The following is a 21178-nucleotide window of genomic DNA, read 5'->3' on the forward strand; positions in this document are numbered from 1 at the left end:
TTTTCTCTTAAAGATAGATACGTTGAGTCTTTCTACCTGCTCAAAAAAGAAAAATGGCTTCTATAAGAAAACCATCATTCTGTTTCATAATCTGCTGATTTTACTATCTTTTCCAAGAGAAGCAAAAATATACATCTTTCTCAACGCAGAAAATCATATATTGGCATTGTATAATGTTAACATAGCCAAAAATAACCGTCAACGCTTTTTTGATTTTATGATATAATATCCTTTTTTCTTTTCTACAACTTCAACTCCAGAAAATACTTCTTCTAGTTTTTTCAGCGCAGATGGCGCACCTTGTTTCTTTTGAATAACAATCCACAGTTCTCCACCTGAAACTAAATACTCCATAGCCTTTTCTAAAATCTCATGCACGATATCTTTACCAGCACGAATTGGAGGATTAGATAGAATAGCAGCATACTTGCCATCTACATTTTCATAGACACTACTTTGCAAAATACGTATATTTTCAATTCTGTTATTAGCGGCATTTTCTTTTGCAAGTCCCAAGGCCCTTTCATTCACATCCACCATGTGAATTTCACGATCTTGAAACTCTTTCGCTAACGACAAACCGATTGGACCGTACCCACATCCTACGTCTAACACATTACCTTTAACATCTGGCATTTGAAACGCTTCAATTAAAAGACGAGAACCAAAGTCCACTTCGTTTTTCGAGAACACCCCATGGTCAGATAAAAAAGTAAATTGAGATTCACGAAGTGTAAATTCCCATCGTTTACGATCACTTTTACTAGAAGGGTCGTTAGAAAAATAATGGTCTGCCATATGGCCACCTCTTTTCTTTACAGTTAAAAAAAAAGCTCGCATGAGAGCGAGCTTTTTTTAAAGCACCAAAAGTTAATTACTTAACTTCTACAGCAGCGCCAACTTCTTCAAGTTTAGCTTTCATTTCTTCAGCTTCCTCTTTAGTAACGCCTTCTTTGATTGCTTTTGGAGTGTTGTCAACTAATTCTTTAGCTTCTTTTAAGCCAAGACCAGTGATTTCACGTACAGCTTTGATAACTTTGATTTTTTGAGCGCCAGCACTTGCAAGTACTACGTCAAATTCAGTTTGCTCAGCAGCAGCTTCACCAGCGCCACCAGCTACAGCTACAGGAGCAGCAGCAGTTACGCCGAATTCTTCCTCGATAGCTTTTACTAAGTCGTTAAGTTCTAATACAGTCATAGATTTAACTGCTTCAATGATTTGTTCTTTAGTCATTGTAAATATCCTCCCTTAAATAGGTTTGTATTGTTTTATAGATAACAAGTAATTATCTTTTAAAAAATTAAGCGCCTTGCTCTTCCTTTTGATCTGCAACTGCTTTAGTAGCAAGTGCAAGGTTACGGATTGGAGCTTGAAGAACGCTAAGAAGCATAGAAAGTAAGCCTTCACGTGATGGAAGAGTAGCGATAGCTTTAACCTCATCAAGTGTTACAAGTTTACCTTCGATTACGCCCGCTTTAATTTCTAAAGCTTCATGATTTTTAGCGAAGTCGTTTAATACTTTCGCAGGAGCAACTACATCCTCATTACTGAACGCGATTGCGTTTGGTCCTGTTAAGAATTCGTTTAACTCAGCCATTTCAGCAGATTCTGCAGCACGACGAGTTAAAGAGTTTTTGTAAACTTTGAACTCAACGCCAGCTTCACGTAAGTTTTTACGTAATTCTGTTGCTTCAGAAACTGTTAAACCACGGTAGTCAACAACGATTGTAGATTTACTCGCACGAAGTTTTTCAGCGATTTCAGTTACAACTTGTTGTTTAGTTTCGATTACTTTGCTCATGTTATTACACCTCCTGTAGATTATATAGAAGATGTACCGAAAGTGCACTAAAAACCTCCATGCCCAACTTGTAGACATGGAGGCATATAGTCACAGAAAAAAGATTCCGCTTCGTATATTAACACCTAGGTAGGGAATTAAGTCGAATCGACTCCTACTGTCTACGGTACACTATTTAAATTCACAACATAAATGATTATATTAAAACTTCTTTATGAAGTCAACTTCCAATTTTTACGCAAGTGTAGAAACGTCTACGCGTACGCCAGGTCCCATTGTAGAAGCAACAGTTGCGTTCTTCATGTAAGTACCTTTTGCAGCAGCTGGCTTAGCTTTTTGTAGCGTGTCAGCAATTGTCTTGAAGTTTTCTACTAATTTAGCATCTTCGAAAGATACTTTACCAATTGGAACGTGGATGTTACCAGCTTTATCAACGCGGTATTCAACTTTACCAGCTTTGATTTCGTTAACAGCTTTAGTTACATCGAAAGTAACTGTTCCAGTTTTAGGGTTTGGCATTAAACCTTTAGGTCCTAATACACGACCAAGTTTACCAACTTCACCCATCATGTCAGGAGTTGCTACTACTACATCGAAACCGAACCAACCTTGTTGGATTTTACCGATGTAATCAGCATCGCCTACGAAGTCAGCGCCAGCAGCTTCAGCTTCTTTTGCTTTTTCGCCTTTAGCGAATACTAATACACGTTGTACTTTACCAGTACCGTGCGGAAGAACAACTGCACCACGAATTTGTTGGTCAGCTTTCTTAGGGTCAACACCTAAACGGAATGCAGCTTCTACAGTTGCATCAAATTTAGCTGTGTTTGTTTTCTTTACTAATTCTACTGCTTCTGTTGCAGAGTAAGCAGATGCACGATCAACAAGCTTTGCAGCTTCTACGTACTTTTTACCTCTTTTAGCCATTTTTGTTTCCTCCTTGAATGTGGTTTTAGCGGAATAACCTCCCACGTTTACGCCTTCATTTCGGGAACCCCCGAGGATGTGCGCCCATCCATTTATTTAAAAACGATAATCATTTACGATAATAAAGGTTGCGAATTGGAATTCCAGACCCGCAACCTTTTTAAAAAAAACAAATCGAATTAGTCTTCGATAACGATGCCCATACTGCGCGCAGTACCTTCAACCATACGCATTGCAGCTTCTACACTAGCAGCGTTTAGGTCAGGCATTTTAGTTTCAGCGATTTCGCGTACTTTATCACGCTTAACAGTTGCCACTTTATTACGGTTTGGTTCACCAGAACCAGACTCAATACCAGCTACTTTCTTAAGAAGAACAGCAGCAGGAGGAGTTTTAGTAATGAAAGTGAATGAACGGTCCTCAAATACCGTAATTTCAACAGGGATGATAAGACCAGCTTGATCAGCTGTACGAGCGTTAAACTCTTTACAGAAGCCCATGATGTTAACACCTGCTTGTCCTAATGCTGGACCAACCGGCGGAGCTGGATTAGCTTTACCTGCAGGAATCTGAAGTTTTACCATTTTAATTACCTTTTTAGCCACGAGACACACCTCCTTAAGTCCGTGATGTGGTCAATTGGGCAGTGATTTGCCCTCCCACTTCATATTTTATCATAATGATAAAATCTTTTTCAAAAAACGTCTCCGTTACCGAAGACGTACTGACTTAAAAGATATTATCACTTTTTACAATTCATTTCAAGTTTCATTTTATAATTTTTCAATTTGATGGAAATCAAGTTCAACCGGAGTCTCGCGACCAAACATGTCTACAAGCACGCTAACTTTTTTCTTTTCCACATCAATTTCTTCAATCGCACCTGTATAATCCGCGAATGGCCCTTCATTTACACGCACTGTTTCATGAAGTTCAAATTCGAAATCAACCACTTCATTGTCCATTCCCATATGCTTCATGATGGTAACAACTTCCTCTTCTAATAGAGGCGATGGTTTAGATCCTGAACCAGAAGAACCGACAAAACCTGTTACACCTGGCGTATTACGAACAACATACCAAGAGTCGTCAGTCATGATTAGTTCTACTAATACGTAACCTGGGAACACTTTTCTTTTCGTTATTTTTTCTTTACCATTTTTCATTTCTACTTCTACTTCTTCCGGGACAACAACACGGAAAATTTTATCTTGCATACCCATTGATTCTACACGTTTCTCTAGGTTTGCCTTTACTTTATTTTCATATCCAGAATAAGTATGGACAACATACCAACTTTTTTCCATTCATTTAGGACGAGCGTCCTTCCCTCCCTGACGTACATTTTTTTGCGCAAATGAAAAAACCCGTTCACCGGGCTTTTACACAGTTCTTATAAATAACATTATATCATGGATAAGTGCTTCTTATTCAAGAATTAACCAAGAATTAACCGAATTAAAGAAGAAATGCCCATATCAACTACTGCGAAGAAAATCGCAAAGAACACAACTGTCGCGATAACAGTCGTTGTTGAGCGGAGTAATTCATCTTTTTTAGGCCAACTTACTTTTTTCATTTCGCGACCTACATCGCCGAAAAAGTTCGTTAAACGCATCTACGGGACCTCCAGTGTATTATTTATTTTGTTTCTTTGTGAACTGTATGCTTATTGCATGTTTTACAAAACTTCTTTATCTCAAGTCGCTCTACTGAGCTCGTATCTTTCATCGTAGAGTAGTTTCGATTTTTACACTCTTCACATGAGAGTACAACTTTTTTCCTCATTAGTTACACCAACCTTGTAACATTATGTCCCTAAAAATGTATCATACAACAAAAGATAATGTCAATGTCATGACTTTCACTCTCTTCGCAAAAAGAAAACAGGTGAATTATTTTACACCTGCGGCACTTGCTATGAATTTAAAGTTGTACTCTCTCTCATCTCCATATATCTTTCTAATTTCCTTTTCACACGCTGCAATGCGTTATCAATGGATTTCACATGCCTGTTTAACTGTTCTGAAATTTCTTGATAGGAACGACCATCTAAGTATAAAGAGAGTACTTTTCTTTCTAAATCGCTTAATAATTCAGATATTTTTGATTCTATGTCTGTATATTCTTCCTTACTTATAATCATCTCTTCTGGATCAGTTACTTTCGCTTCCGAAATAACATCTAATAGTGTTCGATCAGATTCCTCATCGTAAATTGGCTTGTCTAAAGACACATACGAATTTAACGGAATATGCTTTTGCCTTGTTGCTGTTTTAATAGCGGTAATAATTTGTCGAGTGATACACAGCTCAGCAAATGCTTTGAACGAAGACAGCTTGTCCCCTTTATAATCACGAATGGCTTTAAACAATCCAATCATACCTTCTTGAACAATATCTTCTCGATCGGCACCCACTAAGAAATAAGATCTTGATTTCGCGCGAACAAAGTTCTTATATTTGTGAATTAAATATTCTAGAGCGTCAGTATTACCTTTTCGAACTAACTCAACGATTGCCTCATCCTCTAAATCACGAAATGTAACGTCGCCTATACTTACGAAGCCTGCTTCCACCTTGATCCCTCCGACCGCTATATATTTAGCAATATTATACAGTAAAAAGATAAAGAGCGTCAATGCTTCAACGCTCTCCTCTCCTTAATTTTTCTAATTTTTCTGTAATATCTTCGCTAAATATCTTTCGCATGGCGGGTTGCTTTTCTTTCGTATCTTTTGTACACCTTCTTACTTGTTGTTCCATCGCTTGCACTTCTAACTCTAATTCACGTGCAGATTTTCGAAGTGCACCTTGCGCAAATATAATCCATTGCTCCGTATAATCCGAAGTTGCAACGTATATTTGTGTATTTATATTTCTAAGCTCAATCGCAAGTTGTTCTATCTTTTCATCTGCAGTTTGATTCTTTCTCGTGAATATTACTTCCACCCGCGATTGTTTCATCTTTTTTTCAATACCATAGACTGTATAGGCATCAAAGACAATCATTACCTTTGTGCCTGTATAGCCTTGATAATCCGCCATCTTATCAATAAGCGCGTCTCTTGATGATTGTAAATCTACATCCCGCAGTTTCTTCAAGTCTCCCCAAGCTCCGATAATGTTGTAACCGTCAACGATTAAAATATCGTCCATTTTTTATTTACCAATTTCGTGACGTTTACGATATACCTCATACATTAACAAACTTGCGGCTACTGAAGCATTTAAGGATGTAACTTTACCGACCATCGGTAAAGTAATTAGGAAATCACACTTTTCACCAATAATACGACTCATACCTTTTCCTTCACTACCAATTACTAGACCGATTGGCATATTACCATCTAAATTACGGTAATCTGTTTTCCCTTTGGCATCTGTACCAGCAATCCAAAGTCCACGTTCTTTTAATTCATCAATTGTACGCGATAAATTTGTTACACGTGCAACAGGAATATATTCAATTGCCCCAGTCGACGCTTTCGCAACTGACGCTGTAAGTCCCACCGCTCTTCTTTTTGGAATAATAACCCCATGAGCCCCTGTTGCATCCGCAGTACGCATAATAGAACCTAAGTTATGCGGGTCTTCAATTTCATCTAAAATTAAGAAGAACGGATCTTCATTACGTTTTTCTGCTAATTTAAACAAATCCTCTAACTCAGCATATTGATATGCAGCTACTTGAGCAATTACACCTTGATGATTTCCCTCAACCAATTGATCTAATTTCTTCTTTGGTGCGTGTTGCAAAATAACCTTATTCTCTTTTGCTAATGCTAGTACAATCTGCACTTGTCCTTTGGCAGCACCTTCCGCTACCAAAATTTTATTAATATCTCGCCCCGCTCTTAAAGCTTCAATTACAGGGTTACGTCCGATAATATATTCACTACTCATGATGATGTGCTCCCTTCCTTTTCTTCCAAAACGTCAATCGCCTTATATACAATCTCGTCCAATCTTTCACGATTATTCAACAAGTGATGATAACCGATTAGCGCTTCAAAGGCTGTACTGTGTCGATATGTTTGTACATCTGTATTTTTCGGAACAGTACCCGAATTCGCATTACGCCCTCTTCTTAATACCGCCTCTTCCTCTTCTGTCAAAAATGCCGTCTCTAATAAATGATAAACAACTTTCGCCTGTGCTTTTGCCGAAACAAAGCTCGTCCCTAAGCGATGTAATTGATTAGGGCGAACTTTCCCTTTTTGAAGGAGGTGATAGCGGATATATTGTTCATATACCGCATCACCCATATACGCTAACGCTAAGCTGTTCAATTGCTTTGCATCAATCATTCTTATCCTCTTTTCCATCTTGTACCTTGAGCGGTATCTTCTAAAATAATATTACGTCCTTTTAAATCATCGCGAATTTGATCAGATAATGCGAAGTCACGATTTTGACGAGCTTCAATACGCTTTTGGATTAGTACTTCAATTTCTTCATCAAGCAACTCTTCTTGTGCTAATTCTAATCCTAAAATACTAAATAATGTTTCAAGTTGTTTTACATACGCTTCAATTACAACTTTAGAAGTATGTTCTTCTAACAAATATTGATTTGCGTGATTTGCTACGTTATATAATTCAGTAATCGCATTGGCCGTATTGAAATCATCATCCATCGCTTCTTCGAATGCAACCTGGAACTTTTCCATTTCAGCTAACCATTTTTCATTATGGTCCGTTAAATCCGTACTACTTTCCATACGATGCTTTAAGTTACCGTAAGCTGTTTTAATTCTTTCTAGTCCATTATTAGTACTTTGCAATAAATCTTCGCTAAAGTTAATTGGGTGACGGTAATGTACCGATAGCATAAAGAACCTGATTAACTGTGGATCATATTGTTTAATGATATCATGAACTAAAATGAAGTTTCCAAGCGACTTAGACATCTTCTCGTTATTAATATTAATATATCCATTATGCATCCAATAACGTGCAAATGTTTTTCCTGTCAACGCCTCAGACTGCGCAATTTCATTTTCATGATGAGGAAATGCTAAATCTTGACCACCAGCATGAATATCAATTGTATCCCCTAAATATTTACGCGCCATTGCTGAGCATTCAATATGCCACCCTGGGCGTCCTTTCCCCCAAGGGCTTTCCCAGAAGATTTCCCCTTCTTTCGCAGCTTTCCATAAAGCAAAGTCAAGAGGGTCTTGTTTCTTTTCTCCTACTTCAATACGTGCACCGTGACGTAATTCTGCAATCGGTTGATGTGATAATTTACCGTAACCTTCGAATTCTTTCGTTTTAAAGTACACATCACCTTCTGATTCATATGCATACCCTTTATTCACAAGTTCTTGAATAAATTCAATAATGATATCCATATTTTCCGTTACACGTGGATGAACCGTTGCATGTTTGCAACCTAGTGCCGTTACATCTTCAAAGTAAGCTTCAACAAAACGATCTGCAATTATTGGTACATCTTCACCTAATTCGTTTGCCGCCTTAATTAATTTATCATCCACGTCAGTAAAGTTAGATACATACTGCACATCGTATCCTTTATATTCTAAGTAACGGCGTACTGTATCAAATACCATAGGTGGTCTTGCATTCCCAATGTGAATGTAGTTATACACTGTAGGTCCGCACACATACATCTTTACCTTATTTTCTTCTAATGGCATAAACTCTTCTTTTTGACGCGTTAACGTATTATAAATGTGAATAGTCATTTTTATCTTTCCTTTCTACCTTTACTTCGAGTTGCTTTCTCAATTTATCAAGTTCTGCTTCCATAACCTTTAATTTATCAAAAATCGGATCCGGAAGATCAGAATGATTTAATTCTTGACCAATCTTTACTCCATTTTGAATAACGACTCGGCCAGGTATACCTACAACTGTAGAATGCGCAGGAACTTCCTTTAACACGACAGATCCTGCTCCAATTTTAGAATTCTCTCCAATAGTAATAGAACCTAGTACTTTAGCACCTGTTGCAATTAATACATTATCCTGAATTGTAGGGTGCCTCTTTCCTTTTTCTTTACCTGTACCACCTAATGTGACACCTTGATAAATTGTTACGTTTTCGCCAATTTCACACGTTTCTCCAATTACAACCCCCATTCCATGATCAATGAAAAAACGACGACCAATAGTTGCTCCTGGATGAATCTCAATGCCAGTAAAAAAACGACTCACTTGTGAAACAAAGCGTGCAAGAAAGAAAAAATTCCTTTTATAAAAAGCATGTGCAATTCGATGGGCCCAAACTGCATGTAATCCAGAGTAAGTTAAAATGACTTCGAAATAACTTCGTGCCGCTGGATCCTGTTCAAAAACGACTTCAATATCTTCCCGAAGCCTCTTAAACATCGATATTCCCTCCCTTTATGGGCTGCCTTTTTCGAGTGAACTAACCCCCACTTCCCCCTAAATCTTTATACAAGGGGATAAAACTTATACTCACACCCATTTACATGGTATAAAAAAAAGACGTCTCTGTCATATAGACAGAGACGCCTTTTAAGCGCGGTTCCACTCTGTTTAGGCTAAAGAAGCCTCAAACTCATCCATGATAACGGTTTACACCGCTTCTGTTTACTTTGCGCCCTAAGACGTTCCGCGAAATACTTCGCTGTTCAACAGAAGACTCGAAGGGGCATTTCAAAAATCCGCTTATAAACCACTTCCAGCCTAAGGGTGGTTCTCTCTGTAAAAAGCCTGATTTTCTACTTCTCCTTCTCGTCGCTTTTCCTTATTAGATTTTAGGTATACTTATTATATTGCTAAACCTAGAAAATGTTAACCAATTACTTTTTGAATACGATTTAAAACTTTTTCTTTTCCAAGAAGAGCAATAGCGTTAGGAAGCTCTGGACCATGTGTTTGTCCAGTAGTAGCAACACGGATTGGCATAAATAGGTTTTTACCTTTATGTCCTGTTTCCTTTTGAACTGCTTTAATAGCCGCCTTAACTGCCGCTGGCTCCATTACTTCTAAAGCTTCTAATTGATCGGCAAATGTACGAAGTACTTCAGGTACTTGTTCACCTTTCAATACTTCTTGTCCCTCTTCTTCATGATCAACATGATCTTTAAAGAACATTTCAGAAAGCTCTACAATTTCAGCCCCAAAGCTCATTTGGTCATGATATAAAGCAATTACATCACGAACCCACGCTTGTTCTTGTTCGCTTAAGTTTTCACCTACGCGACCCGCTTTCACTAAATGCGGTAAGCTTAGTTCAACAACCGTATCTAAATCTTGTTTTTTCATATATTGGTTGTTCATCCATTTTAGTTTTTGAGAATCAAATAATGCAGGTGATTTTGATAAACGAGCTGCATCAAACATTTTGATAAACTCATCTTGAGAGAAGATTTCTTCTTCACCTACTGGTGACCAACCTAGTAATGCAATAAAGTTAAAGATTGCTTCTGGAAGATATCCAAGCTCTTTATATTGCTCAATAAATTGAATAATAGATTCGTCACGCTTACTTAGCTTTTTACGGCTTTCGTTTACAATTAAAGTCATATGACCGAATTGCGGGATATCCCAACCGAAAGCTTCATAAATCATCATTTGTTTTGGCGTGTTTGAAATATGATCATCACCACGAAGCACGTGTGTAATCTCCATCAAGTGATCATCTATCGCTACCGCAAAGTTATAAGTTGGAATTCCGTCTTTTTTCACGATAACGAAATCACCAAAATCATTTGAATGGAATGCAACTTCATCTTTTACGATATCTTTAAACGTGTAGTCGCTATCAGCCGGCACGCGGAAGCGAATACTTGGAATACGGCCTTCAGCCTCAAATCCTTTAATTTGCTCCTCAGTTAAATCACGGTGGTTTCCTGCATAACGCGGTGTTTCACCACGAGCGATTTGACCTTCACGCTCTGCCTCTAGCTCTTCTTCTGTCATATAACATTTGTAAGCTAAATCACGCTCTAATAAATCTTCATATAATTTTTTATAAATATCTAAACGCTCTGTTTGACGATATGGTCCAAATTCACCACCAACATCAACACCTTCATCCCAGTCCATACCGAGCCATTTCAAGTATTTTAATTGGCTTTCTTCTCCACCAGCAACATTACGTTTCACATCAGTATCTTCAATACGAATAATAAACTTACCATCTTGATGACGAGCAAATAAATAATTAAATAATGCCGTACGCGCATTTCCGATATGTAAGTGTCCTGTTGGACTTGGCGCATAGCGCACTCTCACTTGCTTTTCCATAATTGGTACACCTTCCAATCTTAATGTCAACACATCCTACAATTGTACACCAAAAAAACGTGATTATCCATCTTACGAATTAAAAACCACTATTTTTTCTGTAATAAAACAACCGCTTGAGAAGCGATCCCTTCTTCTCTACCTGTAAATCCTAATTTTTCTGTTGTTGTTGCCTTTACATTAATATTATCAATAGACGTTTCTAATAGTTCACTAATGCGTTTACGCATGCTTTCAATATGCGGTGCCATTTTTGGCTTTTGGGCAATAATTGTACAATCTAGGTTCCCTAGCTCATAACCTTGTTTACGCACAAATTCCCAAACCTTTTGTAACAATACAGCTGAATCTGCATCTTTAAAGGCAGGATCTGTATCAGGAAAATGTTTTCCAATATCTCCTGCTGCAATTGCTCCTAGACATGCGTCAGCAATCGTATGTAACAATACATCTGCATCCGAGTGACCGATTAATCCTTTTTCATGAGGAATTGTAATTCCGCCGATAATTAACGGTCTACCTTCCGCAAATTCATGTACATCAAAACCTTGTCCAATTCGAAACATTCTTTACATCCTCCTCAATCTAAACTACTTTATGAATTCTATATTATATTGCTATCTCTATAAAGAAAAGCTCGGCAACTGCCGAGCTTTTCTTTACTATAATACCATCACTTCTATTTCTTCTGAACATGAAGAAAACTTTCAGCAATTAGTAAATCCTCTGGAGTCGTCACTTTAATATTATAGTAACTCCCCTCTACTACGCCTACTTGCTTCCCTACACGTTCTACGAGACTTGCATCATCTGTGCCAAGAAAACAACTTTGCTTTGCACTTCTATGAGCTTCTAATAAAAGAGGAACAGAAAATCCTTGCGGTGTTTGAACCGCTTTAAGCTGAGAACGTTCTACCGTTTCAACAACAACACCCTGTTCTACTTTCTTAATGGTATCCTTCACTGGCACCGCACAAATGGAAGCACCATATTTCTCTGCTACAGTTAATACATCTTGCATCATCTTATTCGTTACGAACGGGCGCGCACCATCGTGTACGAGAACATACTCCACTCCGCTCACATACTGAAGCGCATTATACACACTATCTTGTCTTTCAGCCCCGCCTTGAATAAATTGCACCTGCTTTTCAACCGGGTACTTCTGCATTAACTCCTCAAAATAAGGGCGTTCCTCTTCGTTAATTGCCATGATAATACGTTTACATGCTTTATCTTTTTCAAAAGCACGTAATGTATGCACAATGATAGGTACTCCATTTATAAGTAAGAACAACTTGTTTTTGCCAGCACCCATCCGTTTCCCTTGACCCGCTGCCGGAATAATTAACGTATACATATTAATAATCCTCTACTTATAATGCTTTTTCTAATAATTTACGTTTTGCGAAAATCATACGACCAGCCGATGTTTGCAACACACTTGTAACTAGTACATTAAGTTGCGAACCGACATATTCTCTACCGTCTTCTACTACAATCATCGTGCCATCATCTAAATATGCCACACCCTGATTTTGTTCTTTACCATCTTTCACAACATAAACACTTAATTCTTCGCCAGGGAGTACGACTGGTTTAATTGCATTTGCTAAATCGTTAATGTTTAATACTGTTACTCCTTGTAATTCAGAAACTTTGTTTAAGTTGAAATCATTTGTTACAACAGTTCCACCAGTGTTTTTCGCTAACTTTACAAGCTTGCTATCCACCTCTTGGATATCCTCGAAATCGCCTTCATAAATTTCTACCGGAATTGGCATCTCTTTTTGAATACGATTTAAAATGTCTAATCCTCTGCGACCACGATTACGCTTTAAAGCATCAGAAGAATCGGCAATATGCTGAAGCTCTTCTAATACGAATTGTGGAATCACAATTGTTCCTTCTAAAAACTTCGTTTGGCAAATATCCGCAATACGTCCATCAATAATTACACTTGTATCAAGAATTTTCCAATGAGTTGTAGATTTTTCTACCTCTTCGTTCTCGCTATTGTTTTTCTTCTTACCTCCGCGCTGGGGTAATGTAAATAATCCTAGCAATTCATTTCTCTTTTTAAATCCTACTTGGAATCCTAAATAACCAAGTAAAAGAGTAAAGAACACTTGTAATACTGTACTAATGACTGGAATCGTGAATTCACGAATTGGTATCAAAATTAAATATGCAACAATAAGACCAGAGATCAACCCTAATGTACCAAATAAAACATCCGCTACCGGTGCCTTTACAAGGGCTTCTTCGATATGTTTAATAAGTTGAACAATATAATCCACAAGCCAAAATGTTGTTAAAAATAAAATAATTGCACCAATAATTGCACGAACGTACGATCCCTCAAGCAAAGGAACAGCACCAACGTCCAATACATTAATAACTTTTGGGATTAGAAAAATCCCTAACGCTCCCCCGATCACTAAAAAGAAGAGCTGTACGATTCTTTTTAACATCCAACCACCTCCTACTCATTATTAACCATTGTTTTGCTAATCAAAACGCCGAATGCAAAAGCGGACGTGTTTTTTTGTAAATAGTTTTATTTACCAATATACCATATCATATAACAAAAATGTTCTAGTGTCGTTATATTATGGAATCAATGTAATATTCTTAATTGTGTCTACTCATATAGAGATGCTCTTGAATTCTTTTTAGGCCCTCTCGTATTTTCTTCGCCCTAACTTCCCCAATTCCTTCCACATCATCCAATTCATTAATAGTTGCACGACAAACACCTTGTAGTGTTTTAAATCGATTAATTAAATTTTCAATGATAAGTGGTGGAACACGAGAAATTTTGCTTGCGATTCGGTATCCCCTCGGTGTCACGCTTTCTTCTAAGCTCGTTTGCCCTGGATAGCCAAGCAATTTAACTAAATCGCTATCCTCTAAAAGCTGTGTATTTGCAAGATCTTGTAACTTTTTCAAAATTTGATGGTGATCCTGCGTTTTTTCTTGATAATAATCCTTAATTAATAACGCTGCCTCTGCTTCTAAGTCGGCTAGTAATTCTGTAAGTTGTAAACGAATTAACCTCCCTTCCGTTCCTAACTCATGAATGTAGCTCAATATTTCATTTTTAATACGCAGTACCATTTCAACACTATGTAAAACGTGAACTACCTCGGACATTGTAACGACCTCTTCAAATTCTAGAATGCCCAAATTCGTAATCCCATCATTCCATACAGCTTTATATTTTTCTAACGTTTGAATGGCTTGGTTTGCCTTTGTTAAAATTACACCTATATCTTTTAGTGTATAACGTAAGTTCCCTTGATATAGTGTGATTACGTTACGTCTTTGTGAAATAGCCACAACAAGGCTAGCCGTCTGCTTTGCTACACGCTCTGCCGTTCGGTGACGCATACCTGTTTCAATAGAATCAATGGATGGATCTGGAACTAATTGTGCATTTGCAATTAAAATTTTGCTCCCAGTTTCATTTAAAATAAGTGCCCCATCCATTTTTGCTAATTCATATAAACTAGCCGGTGAGAATGCACAATTAATGTGAAATCCTCCATCAACAATACTTTTAATCTGCTCATTATACCCAAGAACAATTAGCCCTCCAGTTTGCGCACGAAGTACGTTATCTATCCCTTCGCGTAGTGGTGTTCCTGGGGCAACGAGCTGTAGAATGTTAATCATACTTTTGACACGTTGCTTGTTTTCCTCCATAGCCTAGCCTCCTAATGTCAAACGAAGCGCTTCTCCTAAATTAGAAACACCTACCACCTCAATCCCATCTGGAATTGTCCATCCCCCCAAATTTTTTCTAGGAATAATAGCACGTTGAAATCCTAATTTCGCTGCTTCTTGTACACGTTGTTCAATTCTTGATACTCTTCTTATTTCTCCAGTTAGGCCTACTTCTCCTATTACCGCATCGGTTGGTGCAGTAGCTTTATCTCTGAAACTTGAAGCAATACTTAAGGCGACAGCTAAATCGATTGCTGGCTCATCTAATTTCAAGCCACCCGCAACTTTTAAATATGCGTCTTGATTTTGCAACAATAAACCTGTTCTTTTTTCTAGCACTGCCATAATAAGTGAAACGCGGTTATGATCAATTCCCGTCGCCATTCTTCGAGGATTTCCAAAACTAGTAGGGGAGATTAATGCTTGTATTTCTACTAAAACCGGTCTTGTTCCTTCCATTGAAGCAACCACTGTGGATCCTGCAACTCCAACTGGACGTTCCTCAAGGAAAATTTCAGAAGGATTTAGTACTTCTGCAAGACCTAGTTCCTTCATTTCAAAGATACCCATTTCATTTGTGGAACCAAAACGGTTCTTCACAGCTCGCAAAATACGATATGTATGGTGACGATCTCCTTCAAAGTAAAGAACTGCATCAACCATATGTTCTAGCATACGTGGTCCTGCAATTGCCCCTTCTTTTGTCACATGTCCCACGATAAAAATGGGAATCCCTTTCGTCTTTGCAAGTTTCATTAATTCCGCTGTACATTCACGTACTTGCGATACACTTCCTGGGGCTGACGTCACTTCAGGTAAATGTATCGTCTGAATGGAGTCAATAACAACAAAAGCTGGATTCATCTCTTCAATGTGCGCTGCAATTCGCTGTAAATCAGTCTCTGCTACAACAAATAGATTACTACCCTTTACATCCAAACGATCTGCACGAAGTTTAATCTGCTTTGCTGACTCCTCACCTGATATGTATAGTACATCATATGAAGAATCTGCTAATTGCGATGAAATTTGTAATAACAATGTTGATTTCCCAATCCCGGGGTCTCCACCAATAAGTACTAAAGATCCATCTACAATCCCGCCACCAAGTACACGGTTAAACTCTTGAAATTTCGTTTCAATACGCGCCTCAGACTTTGTTTCTACCTCTGTTAAGCGTCTTGGTTTTGTTACTTCTGATTGAATTGCATTGGCATAATTAAGGCGTCTTGATGATACAACTGGTTCCATCTCTTCAACAAGCGTATTCCATTGACCACATCCAGGACATTTCCCCATATATTTTGGCGACTGATAACCACATTCTTGACATGTAAATTTTGTTTTCTTTTTAGCCATATCTTTTATAGTTCACTTCACTTTCATCTACAAACGTTTATCCTTCTCGTACAAGAAAGAGGGCTATCGCGTAGCCCTCTTTGTTTGTCTATACTTATTTTACCTTTTCCGCACTATGAATGACAAATGATTCTCCTTCTACATCAAAGATAACTTTTTGCCCTTTCTCAATAGCACCTTTTAACAGTTCTTCTGATAGTCTATCTTCTACATGTTTTTGAATTGCTCTACGAAGCGGACGAGCACCGTACTCTCGATCAAATCCTTTATCAGCAATTGCTGAAATTGCTCCTTCTGTTAAGTGCAATTCAATCTCTTGTTCTTTTAAGCGATTCACTAACTGATTCACCATAAGAGTTACAATTTCTTGAATATGTTTTTTCTCAAGCATATGGAACACGATAATTTCATCAATACGGTTTAAGAATTCTGGACGAAATGCTTTTTTCAATTCATCCATTACTTTACCTTTCATATCTGAATAATCGCGGCTCTCATCTTGTACGTTAAATCCAAGATGTTTATTACGTTTTAATGCGTCTGCACCAACATTAGACGTCATAATAACAATTGTATTACGGAAATCAACTGTACGTCCTTTAGAATCTGTTAAACGGCCATCTTCTAATACTTGTAGTAAAATATTAAACACATCAGGATGAGCTTTCTCTACTTCATCTAATAAGACAACTGAATATGGCTTACGACGAACTTTCTCTGTTAATTGTCCACCTTCTTCATATCCAACATATCCTGGAGGAGATCCAACTAAACGAGAAGTAGAATGCTTCTCCATGTACTCAGACATATCGATGCGGATCATTGCATCCTCATCACCGAACATAGATTCCGCTAATGCCCTCGCTAGTTCTGTTTTACCTACACCAGTCGGTCCTAGGAAAATAAATGAGCCAATTGGACGTTTCGGATCTTTTAATCCCGCTCTCGCACGACGAACAGCTTTTGCCACAGCTACAACTGCTTCATCCTGCCCAATTAAACGATCATGTAAAATTGATTCCAAGTTTAATAATTTATCTGTCTCTGTTTGTGCAAGTTTAGAAACTGGAATACGTGTCCATGTGGAAACGACATTTGCAATATCTTCTACTGTTACTTCTGAGTTTTCTTGTCCTTGTTTCTCTTTCCACTGACGCTTTGTATCTTCTAACTTTTCACGTAAACGTTGTTCCATATCACGTAAGGAAGCAGCCTTTTCAAATTCTTGGCTTTGTACAGCTGCATCTTTTTCTTTTCTAATTTCCTCAAGCTTCACTTCAAGCTCTTTTAAGTTTGGCGGTGTTGTATAAGAACGTAAGCGCACTTTTGATGCAGCCTCATCAATTAAATCGATTGCTTTATCAGGTAAAAAACGGTCTGTAATGTAACGATCTGAAAGTTTTACAGCCGCATCGATTGCATCATCTGTAATAGATACACGGTGATGCGCCTCATAACGGTCACGTAGACCTTTTAAAATTTGAACTGATTCTTCTAAGTTTGGTTCATCAACATGAATTGGCTGGAAACGTCTTTCTAATGCCGCATCCTTTTCAATATATTTACGATATTCGTCTAAAGTTGTTGCACCAATACATTGTAATTCACCACGTGCTAAAGATGGTTTTAAAATATTCGATGCATCAATTGCACCTTCCGCTCCTCCTGCACCAATTAACGTATGAAGCTCATCAATAAATAGAATGATATTACCAGCTTGGCGAATCTCATCCATCACTTTCTTTAAACGATCCTCAAATTCACCACGATATTTTGTTCCAGCAACAACTGTACCCATATCTAATGTCATAACACGCTTATCTCTTAAAGTTTCAGGAACTTCATTATTTACAATTTGCTGTGCTAATCCTTCCGCAATTGCTGTCTTACCTACACCAGGTTCTCCAATTAATACTGGATTGTTTTTTGTTCTACGGCTTAACACTTCAATTACACGTTGAATTTCTTTACTACGTCCAATAACAGGATCTAAACGATTTTCACGTGCAACAACTGTTAAATCACGTGCTAGGCTGTCAAGTGTAGGTGTATTCGCATTTGTTGATGAACCACCTTGGTGACCTGAACTAGCTTCATTACTTCCAAGGAGTTGTAACACTTGTTGTCTTGCTTTATTTAGACTTACACCTAAATTATTTAAAACACGTGCTGCTACACCTTCACCTTCACGGATTAAACCAAGTAAAATATGTTCTGTTCCAACGTAGGAATGGCCCAATTTACGAGCTTCGTCCATAGACAACTCAATAACTTTTTTAGCACGAGGTGTGTAGTGTACTGTTTGAGAAGCTTCGGTTCCACGTCCAATTAGTGCTTCTACCTCTTTTTGAACTTTCTCTGGACTTAATCCAAGAGCAACTAACGCTTTTGCTGCAATCCCTTCACCTTCGCGTACAAGCCCAAGTAAAATATGTTCTGTTCCAATATTATTATGCCCAATGCGAATTGCTTCCTCTTGAGATAAAGCTAATACTTTCTGTGCTCGTTCTGTAAATCTTCCAAACATCATAGAAATCGCCTCCTACTTGCGCTTAATTTTGTTCAATTCGTAATCGCTCACGGATTAAGGTTGCTCTTCGATAATCTCTTTCTTCTGGTCCTAGAGGTCCTCCTGCATATTGTTGCAAAATGCCTGGCTGAGTAAGAACCATTAACTCAGTTAAAATATTTCTCGATATACCTTGTATATATCCTAAGTCAATACCAAGTCGTAGATCTGATAAGCAAGTGGCTGCCTCCGCAGATTGAATTAAACGACTGTTAGCTAGTATTCCGTAAGAACGATATACTTTATCTTCAAGCTCAATACTTGAATTTTGTACAATTAATTCTCTAGCCATTTTTTCTTGTTGCATAATTTGTTGAATAACACTCTTTAAATCTGCAATAATATCTTCTTCTGATTTCCCTAGTGTCATTTGATTTGACACTTGAAATATATTACCTAACGCTTCGCTACCTTCACCGTATATTCCTCTTACTACTAACCCTAATTTTTGAATTACTTGTATAATACGGTTAATTCTTTTCGTTAAAACCAGTCCCGGCAAATGAATCATTACCGAAGCCCTTAATCCTGTACCGACGTTAGTGGGACAACTCGTAATATATCCAAGCGATTCATCAAAAGCATATTCAACCTGTTCCTCAATCCAATTATCTATTTGATTGGCACTTTGAAGCGCCTCTGATAACTGCAAACCTGAAAATAGGCACTGAATCCTAACATGATCCTCTTCATTAAGCATGATATTAATATGTTCACTTTCTGATAGTAGGCATGCTCCGTATTCTGTTCCTGCAAGATTCGGACTAATTAAATGCTTCTCAACTAAAACTCTCCTTTGAAGAGGAGTTAATTCATTCATTTTTAACAGTTCAAACTCTCCAAAAGGTTCTATCGGTTTATTTACAAACTTCTTCTTAAATAATTCATGAATCTGTTTAGCTTCTTCCTCGTTTTGCATAGTAGAGAATTGATATTTTTTTAAATTACGAGCCAAACGAATTCGACTACTTAAAACAATATCAGAATCAGGGCCATCCCCCTTCATCCATGGACTAATCGCTTCATTCATAATTCGGTCCAGTGACATAGAACTATTCCCCCTCTCTATGCTCACTACGCAGATTTTCAAGGGCTCGAATTTTATCTCGTGCTTTAGCTGCTTTCTCAAATTCCTCTTTCTGTACATATTGCTTCAGATTGAGTTTTAGTTCATCTAATTCTTTCTTTAAGTGGATATTTCCTTCTATTCGTTCCGGAATCTTTCCACAATGATCTGTATGTCCACCGTGGAGACGTTTTAATAACGGTTTTAAATGCTCCTTAAATGTATCGTAACAAGAAGCACATCCAAAGCGTCCCACTTTTGTAAATTGTTCATATGTCATCTTGCAATTCGGACACCTTGATATATTTGTATTTAAAAATGCATCTTGCCCTTCTTCAAACATTGCTGGTTCACCATGTAATAATCCGGCTAATAGGTCATGGAATGAAAAATTAGACTGTGATGATTGAAAGAAAGACGTATAGCCACTTTGTTCTGCACATTGCTCGCAAAGATGAACTTCCGCCTTTTTTTCGTTGATTACTTTTGTATAATGTAAAGTTGCTGGTCTCATATTACAGTTTTGACAAGTCATCGCTATCCCCACCTTTACAACAGGAACGATCTATCTCATGCTACTTTTCATACATTACTAGATTGTTCGCTTTCCTTAATCCATTTCATAAAAGCACATGTCATCTTTCAAAATCCCTACAATAATAAACTGCACTACCTTAGTTATCATTCTTTACAAAAGTTATATTTATTTATATTTCAGTGTTCTTAACATTGCGCATAATATTCGAGCCCTAAGTTCATCTCGAGAAGGAACATCCATTACCAATACAGAACGATCTAGTACGCTTAACATAAGTTTAGCTTCACGATTTGTTATAATACCCTCTTCTATTAAACGTATAATCATACTTTCTGCATTTCCTTGTGCAACGCTATGATCAATCATATGAATCATTTGATCAATAATGTCTATATCATCATGCAGTTTGACTTTTATAATGCGAATGTAACCTCCTCCACCTCGTTTACTTTCTACTACAAATCCTCTTTCTAGTGTAAAACGGGTATTGATTACATAGTTGATTTGAGACGGCACACAATCGAATCGATCCGCCACCTCATTCCTCTTGATTTCAATCACATTATTATTGCTTAAGTCAATAACTTGCTTTAGATATTTCTCAATGATATCAGATATATTTCTCATTTATCCGCCACCTTTATTGACTTTGACTATCTTTGACTTTAATTATATACGTATTAAAAAAATTTGCAACTCTTTTGCTTATTCACTATCCTAGCCACATTTTCCAATGTTTAATCATGCGAACTATTCTTTAAGCAGGGATTTTTAAATTAACATAAATTCTAAAAGAAAACACGAAAAAACACGAATCATTTGATTCGTGTTTTAGTTGCCTGGCAACGTCCTACTCTCACAGGGACAAGGTCCCAACTACCATCGGCGCTAGAGAGCTTAACTTCCGTGTTCGGTATGGGAACGGGTGTGACCTCTCTGCCATCAT

Annotated in this window: 24 protein-coding genes, 1 rRNA gene and 2 other annotated features; all 25 genes read right to left on the reverse strand. The window is 37.6% G+C overall.

Annotated features, from left to right (window positions below; all coding sequences use genetic code 11):
* Nucleotides 1-198: 198 nt before the first annotated feature.
* Nucleotides 199-798, reverse strand: coding sequence for a class I SAM-dependent methyltransferase (locus tag MR071_RS20125; RefSeq protein ID WP_242237660.1), 600 nt, complete (start codon nucleotides 796-798; stop codon nucleotides 199-201).
* A gap of 76 nt (nucleotides 799-874) precedes the next feature.
* Entirely contained in the window at nucleotides 875-1234 is a 360-nt protein-coding gene (gene rplL, locus MR071_RS20130; RefSeq protein WP_002009788.1) for a 50S ribosomal protein L7/L12, read from the reverse strand.
* 67 nt (nucleotides 1235-1301) lie between these two features.
* A complete protein-coding gene (rplJ, locus tag MR071_RS20135) occupies nucleotides 1302-1802 on the reverse strand; it encodes a 50S ribosomal protein L10 (protein WP_002009790.1) in 501 nt (166 codons plus the stop codon).
* Between the two features lie 39 nt (nucleotides 1803-1841).
* Nucleotides 1842-1987, reverse strand: a sequence feature (ribosomal protein L10 leader region).
* A gap of 49 nt (nucleotides 1988-2036) precedes the next feature.
* On the reverse strand, nucleotides 2037-2729 hold the full coding sequence (gene rplA, locus MR071_RS20140; protein ID WP_105587627.1) for a 50S ribosomal protein L1: 693 nt from the start codon (nucleotides 2727-2729) through the stop codon (nucleotides 2037-2039).
* A gap of 179 nt (nucleotides 2730-2908) precedes the next feature.
* Nucleotides 2909-3334 (reverse strand): 50S ribosomal protein L11, encoded by a 426-nt coding sequence (gene rplK, locus MR071_RS20145; RefSeq protein ID WP_001085872.1) that lies wholly within the window; start codon nucleotides 3332-3334, stop codon nucleotides 2909-2911.
* Between the two features lie 168 nt (nucleotides 3335-3502).
* Nucleotides 3503-4036: a transcription termination/antitermination protein NusG gene (nusG, locus tag MR071_RS20150; RefSeq protein ID WP_002009795.1), complete on the reverse strand. Its 534-nt coding sequence runs from the start codon at nucleotides 4034-4036 to the stop codon at nucleotides 3503-3505.
* A 131-nt stretch (nucleotides 4037-4167) separates the two neighbouring features.
* Complete coding sequence (secE, locus tag MR071_RS20155) at nucleotides 4168-4347, reverse strand: preprotein translocase subunit SecE (protein ID WP_002009797.1); 180 nt, start codon at nucleotides 4345-4347, stop codon at nucleotides 4168-4170.
* Nucleotides 4348-4370: 23 nt separating this feature from the next.
* Complete coding sequence (gene rpmG / locus MR071_RS20160) at nucleotides 4371-4517, reverse strand: 50S ribosomal protein L33 (protein ID WP_012260172.1); 147 nt, start codon at nucleotides 4515-4517, stop codon at nucleotides 4371-4373.
* A 130-nt stretch (nucleotides 4518-4647) separates the two neighbouring features.
* Nucleotides 4648-5307: an RNA polymerase factor sigma-70 gene (locus MR071_RS20165; RefSeq protein ID WP_105587626.1), complete on the reverse strand. Its 660-nt coding sequence runs from the start codon at nucleotides 5305-5307 to the stop codon at nucleotides 4648-4650.
* A 67-nt stretch (nucleotides 5308-5374) separates the two neighbouring features.
* A complete protein-coding gene (locus MR071_RS20170; protein WP_105587624.1) occupies nucleotides 5375-5887 on the reverse strand; it encodes an NYN domain-containing protein in 513 nt (170 codons plus the stop codon).
* A gap of 3 nt (nucleotides 5888-5890) precedes the next feature.
* Nucleotides 5891-6634 carry a 23S rRNA (guanosine(2251)-2'-O)-methyltransferase RlmB gene (rlmB, locus tag MR071_RS20175; RefSeq protein WP_002091503.1) on the reverse strand — a complete coding sequence of 248 codons (744 nt, stop codon included), beginning with the start codon at nucleotides 6632-6634 and terminating at the stop codon, nucleotides 5891-5893.
* Entirely contained in the window at nucleotides 6631-7038 is a 408-nt protein-coding gene (locus MR071_RS20180; protein ID WP_002063411.1) for a Mini-ribonuclease 3, read from the reverse strand. The genes rlmB and MR071_RS20180 overlap by 4 nt, the downstream gene beginning before the upstream one ends.
* Nucleotides 7039-7040: 2 nt before the next feature.
* Nucleotides 7041-8438, reverse strand: a complete 1398-nt coding sequence (gene cysS, locus MR071_RS20185) for a cysteine--tRNA ligase (protein WP_105587622.1) — start codon at nucleotides 8436-8438, stop codon at nucleotides 7041-7043.
* Nucleotides 8419-9084, reverse strand: a complete 666-nt coding sequence (gene cysE / locus MR071_RS20190; protein ID WP_105587621.1) for a serine O-acetyltransferase — start codon at nucleotides 9082-9084, stop codon at nucleotides 8419-8421. The genes cysS and cysE overlap by 20 nt, the downstream gene beginning before the upstream one ends.
* 136 nt (nucleotides 9085-9220) lie before the next feature.
* Nucleotides 9221-9466 (reverse strand) — a binding site (T-box leader).
* Between the two features lie 47 nt (nucleotides 9467-9513).
* Nucleotides 9514-10971: a glutamate--tRNA ligase gene (gltX, locus tag MR071_RS20195; RefSeq protein ID WP_242237663.1), complete on the reverse strand. Its 1458-nt coding sequence runs from the start codon at nucleotides 10969-10971 to the stop codon at nucleotides 9514-9516.
* An 89-nt stretch (nucleotides 10972-11060) separates the two neighbouring features.
* Nucleotides 11061-11537 carry a 2-C-methyl-D-erythritol 2,4-cyclodiphosphate synthase gene (gene ispF, locus MR071_RS20200; protein ID WP_098123469.1) on the reverse strand — a complete coding sequence of 159 codons (477 nt, stop codon included), beginning with the start codon at nucleotides 11535-11537 and terminating at the stop codon, nucleotides 11061-11063.
* A gap of 113 nt (nucleotides 11538-11650) precedes the next feature.
* Nucleotides 11651-12331, reverse strand: coding sequence for a 2-C-methyl-D-erythritol 4-phosphate cytidylyltransferase (ispD, locus tag MR071_RS20205; RefSeq protein WP_002204581.1), 681 nt, complete (start codon nucleotides 12329-12331; stop codon nucleotides 11651-11653).
* A 16-nt stretch (nucleotides 12332-12347) separates the two neighbouring features.
* Complete coding sequence (locus tag MR071_RS20210; RefSeq protein ID WP_105587617.1) at nucleotides 12348-13445, reverse strand: PIN/TRAM domain-containing protein; 1098 nt, start codon at nucleotides 13443-13445, stop codon at nucleotides 12348-12350.
* Between the two features lie 160 nt (nucleotides 13446-13605).
* Nucleotides 13606-14679, reverse strand: a complete 1074-nt coding sequence (disA, locus tag MR071_RS20215; protein WP_070140523.1) for a DNA integrity scanning diadenylate cyclase DisA — start codon at nucleotides 14677-14679, stop codon at nucleotides 13606-13608.
* A 3-nt stretch (nucleotides 14680-14682) separates the two neighbouring features.
* Nucleotides 14683-16059, reverse strand: a complete 1377-nt coding sequence (radA, locus tag MR071_RS20220) for a DNA repair protein RadA (protein ID WP_105587616.1) — start codon at nucleotides 16057-16059, stop codon at nucleotides 14683-14685.
* A 94-nt stretch (nucleotides 16060-16153) separates the two neighbouring features.
* Complete coding sequence (gene clpC, locus MR071_RS20225; protein ID WP_105587614.1) at nucleotides 16154-18589, reverse strand: ATP-dependent protease ATP-binding subunit ClpC; 2436 nt, start codon at nucleotides 18587-18589, stop codon at nucleotides 16154-16156.
* A 22-nt stretch (nucleotides 18590-18611) separates the two neighbouring features.
* Nucleotides 18612-19676, reverse strand: coding sequence for a protein-arginine kinase McsB (locus tag MR071_RS20230; protein ID WP_105587613.1), 1065 nt, complete (start codon nucleotides 19674-19676; stop codon nucleotides 18612-18614).
* 4 nt (nucleotides 19677-19680) lie between these two features.
* On the reverse strand, nucleotides 19681-20229 hold the full coding sequence (locus MR071_RS20235; protein WP_105587611.1) for a protein-arginine kinase activator protein McsA: 549 nt from the start codon (nucleotides 20227-20229) through the stop codon (nucleotides 19681-19683).
* Between the two features lie 168 nt (nucleotides 20230-20397).
* Nucleotides 20398-20859 (reverse strand): transcriptional regulator CtsR, encoded by a 462-nt coding sequence (gene ctsR, locus MR071_RS20240; protein WP_242237665.1) that lies wholly within the window; start codon nucleotides 20857-20859, stop codon nucleotides 20398-20400.
* Between the two features lie 210 nt (nucleotides 20860-21069).
* Nucleotides 21070-21178 (reverse strand): 5S ribosomal RNA (gene rrf / locus MR071_RS20245); the annotation flags it as partial.

It is taken from the genome of Bacillus cereus group sp. BfR-BA-01316, from assembly GCF_022664195.1.
Classification (GTDB): domain Bacteria; phylum Bacillota; class Bacilli; order Bacillales; family Bacillaceae_G; genus Bacillus_A.

What these genes read in the sequence shown, in the direction of transcription:
- MR071_RS20125 (WP_242237660.1), bottom strand. Translation starts at nt 798, where the DNA reads ATGGCAGACCATTATTTTTCTAACGACCCTTCTAGTAAAAGTGATCGT.
- rplL (WP_002009788.1), bottom strand. Translation starts at nt 1,234, where the DNA reads ATGACTAAAGAACAAATCATTGAAGCAGTTAAATCTATGACTGTATTA.
- rplJ (WP_002009790.1), bottom strand. Translation starts at nt 1,802, where the DNA reads ATGAGCAAAGTAATCGAAACTAAACAACAAGTTGTAACTGAAATCGCT.
- rplA (WP_105587627.1), bottom strand. Translation starts at nt 2,729, where the DNA reads ATGGCTAAAAGAGGTAAAAAGTACGTAGAAGCTGCAAAGCTTGTTGAT.
- nusG (WP_002009795.1), bottom strand. Translation starts at nt 4,036, where the DNA reads ATGGAAAAAAGTTGGTATGTTGTCCATACTTATTCTGGATATGAAAAT.
- secE (WP_002009797.1), bottom strand. Translation starts at nt 4,347, where the DNA reads ATGCGTTTAACGAACTTTTTCGGCGATGTAGGTCGCGAAATGAAAAAA.
- rpmG (WP_012260172.1), bottom strand. Translation starts at nt 4,517, where the DNA reads ATGAGGAAAAAAGTTGTACTCTCATGTGAAGAGTGTAAAAATCGAAAC.
- MR071_RS20170 (WP_105587624.1), bottom strand. Translation starts at nt 5,887, where the DNA reads ATGGACGATATTTTAATCGTTGACGGTTACAACATTATCGGAGCTTGG.
- rlmB (WP_002091503.1), bottom strand. Translation starts at nt 6,634, where the DNA reads ATGAGTAGTGAATATATTATCGGACGTAACCCTGTAATTGAAGCTTTA.
- MR071_RS20180 (WP_002063411.1), bottom strand. Translation starts at nt 7,038, where the DNA reads ATGATTGATGCAAAGCAATTGAACAGCTTAGCGTTAGCGTATATGGGT.
- cysS (WP_105587622.1), bottom strand. Translation starts at nt 8,438, where the DNA reads ATGACTATTCACATTTATAATACGTTAACGCGTCAAAAAGAAGAGTTT.
- cysE (WP_105587621.1), bottom strand. Translation starts at nt 9,084, where the DNA reads ATGTTTAAGAGGCTTCGGGAAGATATTGAAGTCGTTTTTGAACAGGAT.
- gltX (WP_242237663.1), bottom strand. Translation starts at nt 10,971, where the DNA reads ATGGAAAAGCAAGTGAGAGTGCGCTATGCGCCAAGTCCAACAGGACAC.
- ispF (WP_098123469.1), bottom strand. Translation starts at nt 11,537, where the DNA reads ATGTTTCGAATTGGACAAGGTTTTGATGTACATGAATTTGCGGAAGGT.
- ispD (WP_002204581.1), bottom strand. Translation starts at nt 12,331, where the DNA reads ATGTATACGTTAATTATTCCGGCAGCGGGTCAAGGGAAACGGATGGGT.
- MR071_RS20210 (WP_105587617.1), bottom strand. Translation starts at nt 13,445, where the DNA reads ATGTTAAAAAGAATCGTACAGCTCTTCTTTTTAGTGATCGGGGGAGCG.
- disA (WP_070140523.1), bottom strand. Translation starts at nt 14,679, where the DNA reads ATGGAGGAAAACAAGCAACGTGTCAAAAGTATGATTAACATTCTACAG.
- radA (WP_105587616.1), bottom strand. Translation starts at nt 16,059, where the DNA reads ATGGCTAAAAAGAAAACAAAATTTACATGTCAAGAATGTGGTTATCAG.
- clpC (WP_105587614.1), bottom strand. Translation starts at nt 18,589, where the DNA reads ATGATGTTTGGAAGATTTACAGAACGAGCACAGAAAGTATTAGCTTTA.
- MR071_RS20230 (WP_105587613.1), bottom strand. Translation starts at nt 19,676, where the DNA reads ATGTCACTGGACCGAATTATGAATGAAGCGATTAGTCCATGGATGAAG.
- MR071_RS20235 (WP_105587611.1), bottom strand. Translation starts at nt 20,229, where the DNA reads ATGACTTGTCAAAACTGTAATATGAGACCAGCAACTTTACATTATACA.
- ctsR (WP_242237665.1), bottom strand. Translation starts at nt 20,859, where the DNA reads ATGAGAAATATATCTGATATCATTGAGAAATATCTAAAGCAAGTTATT.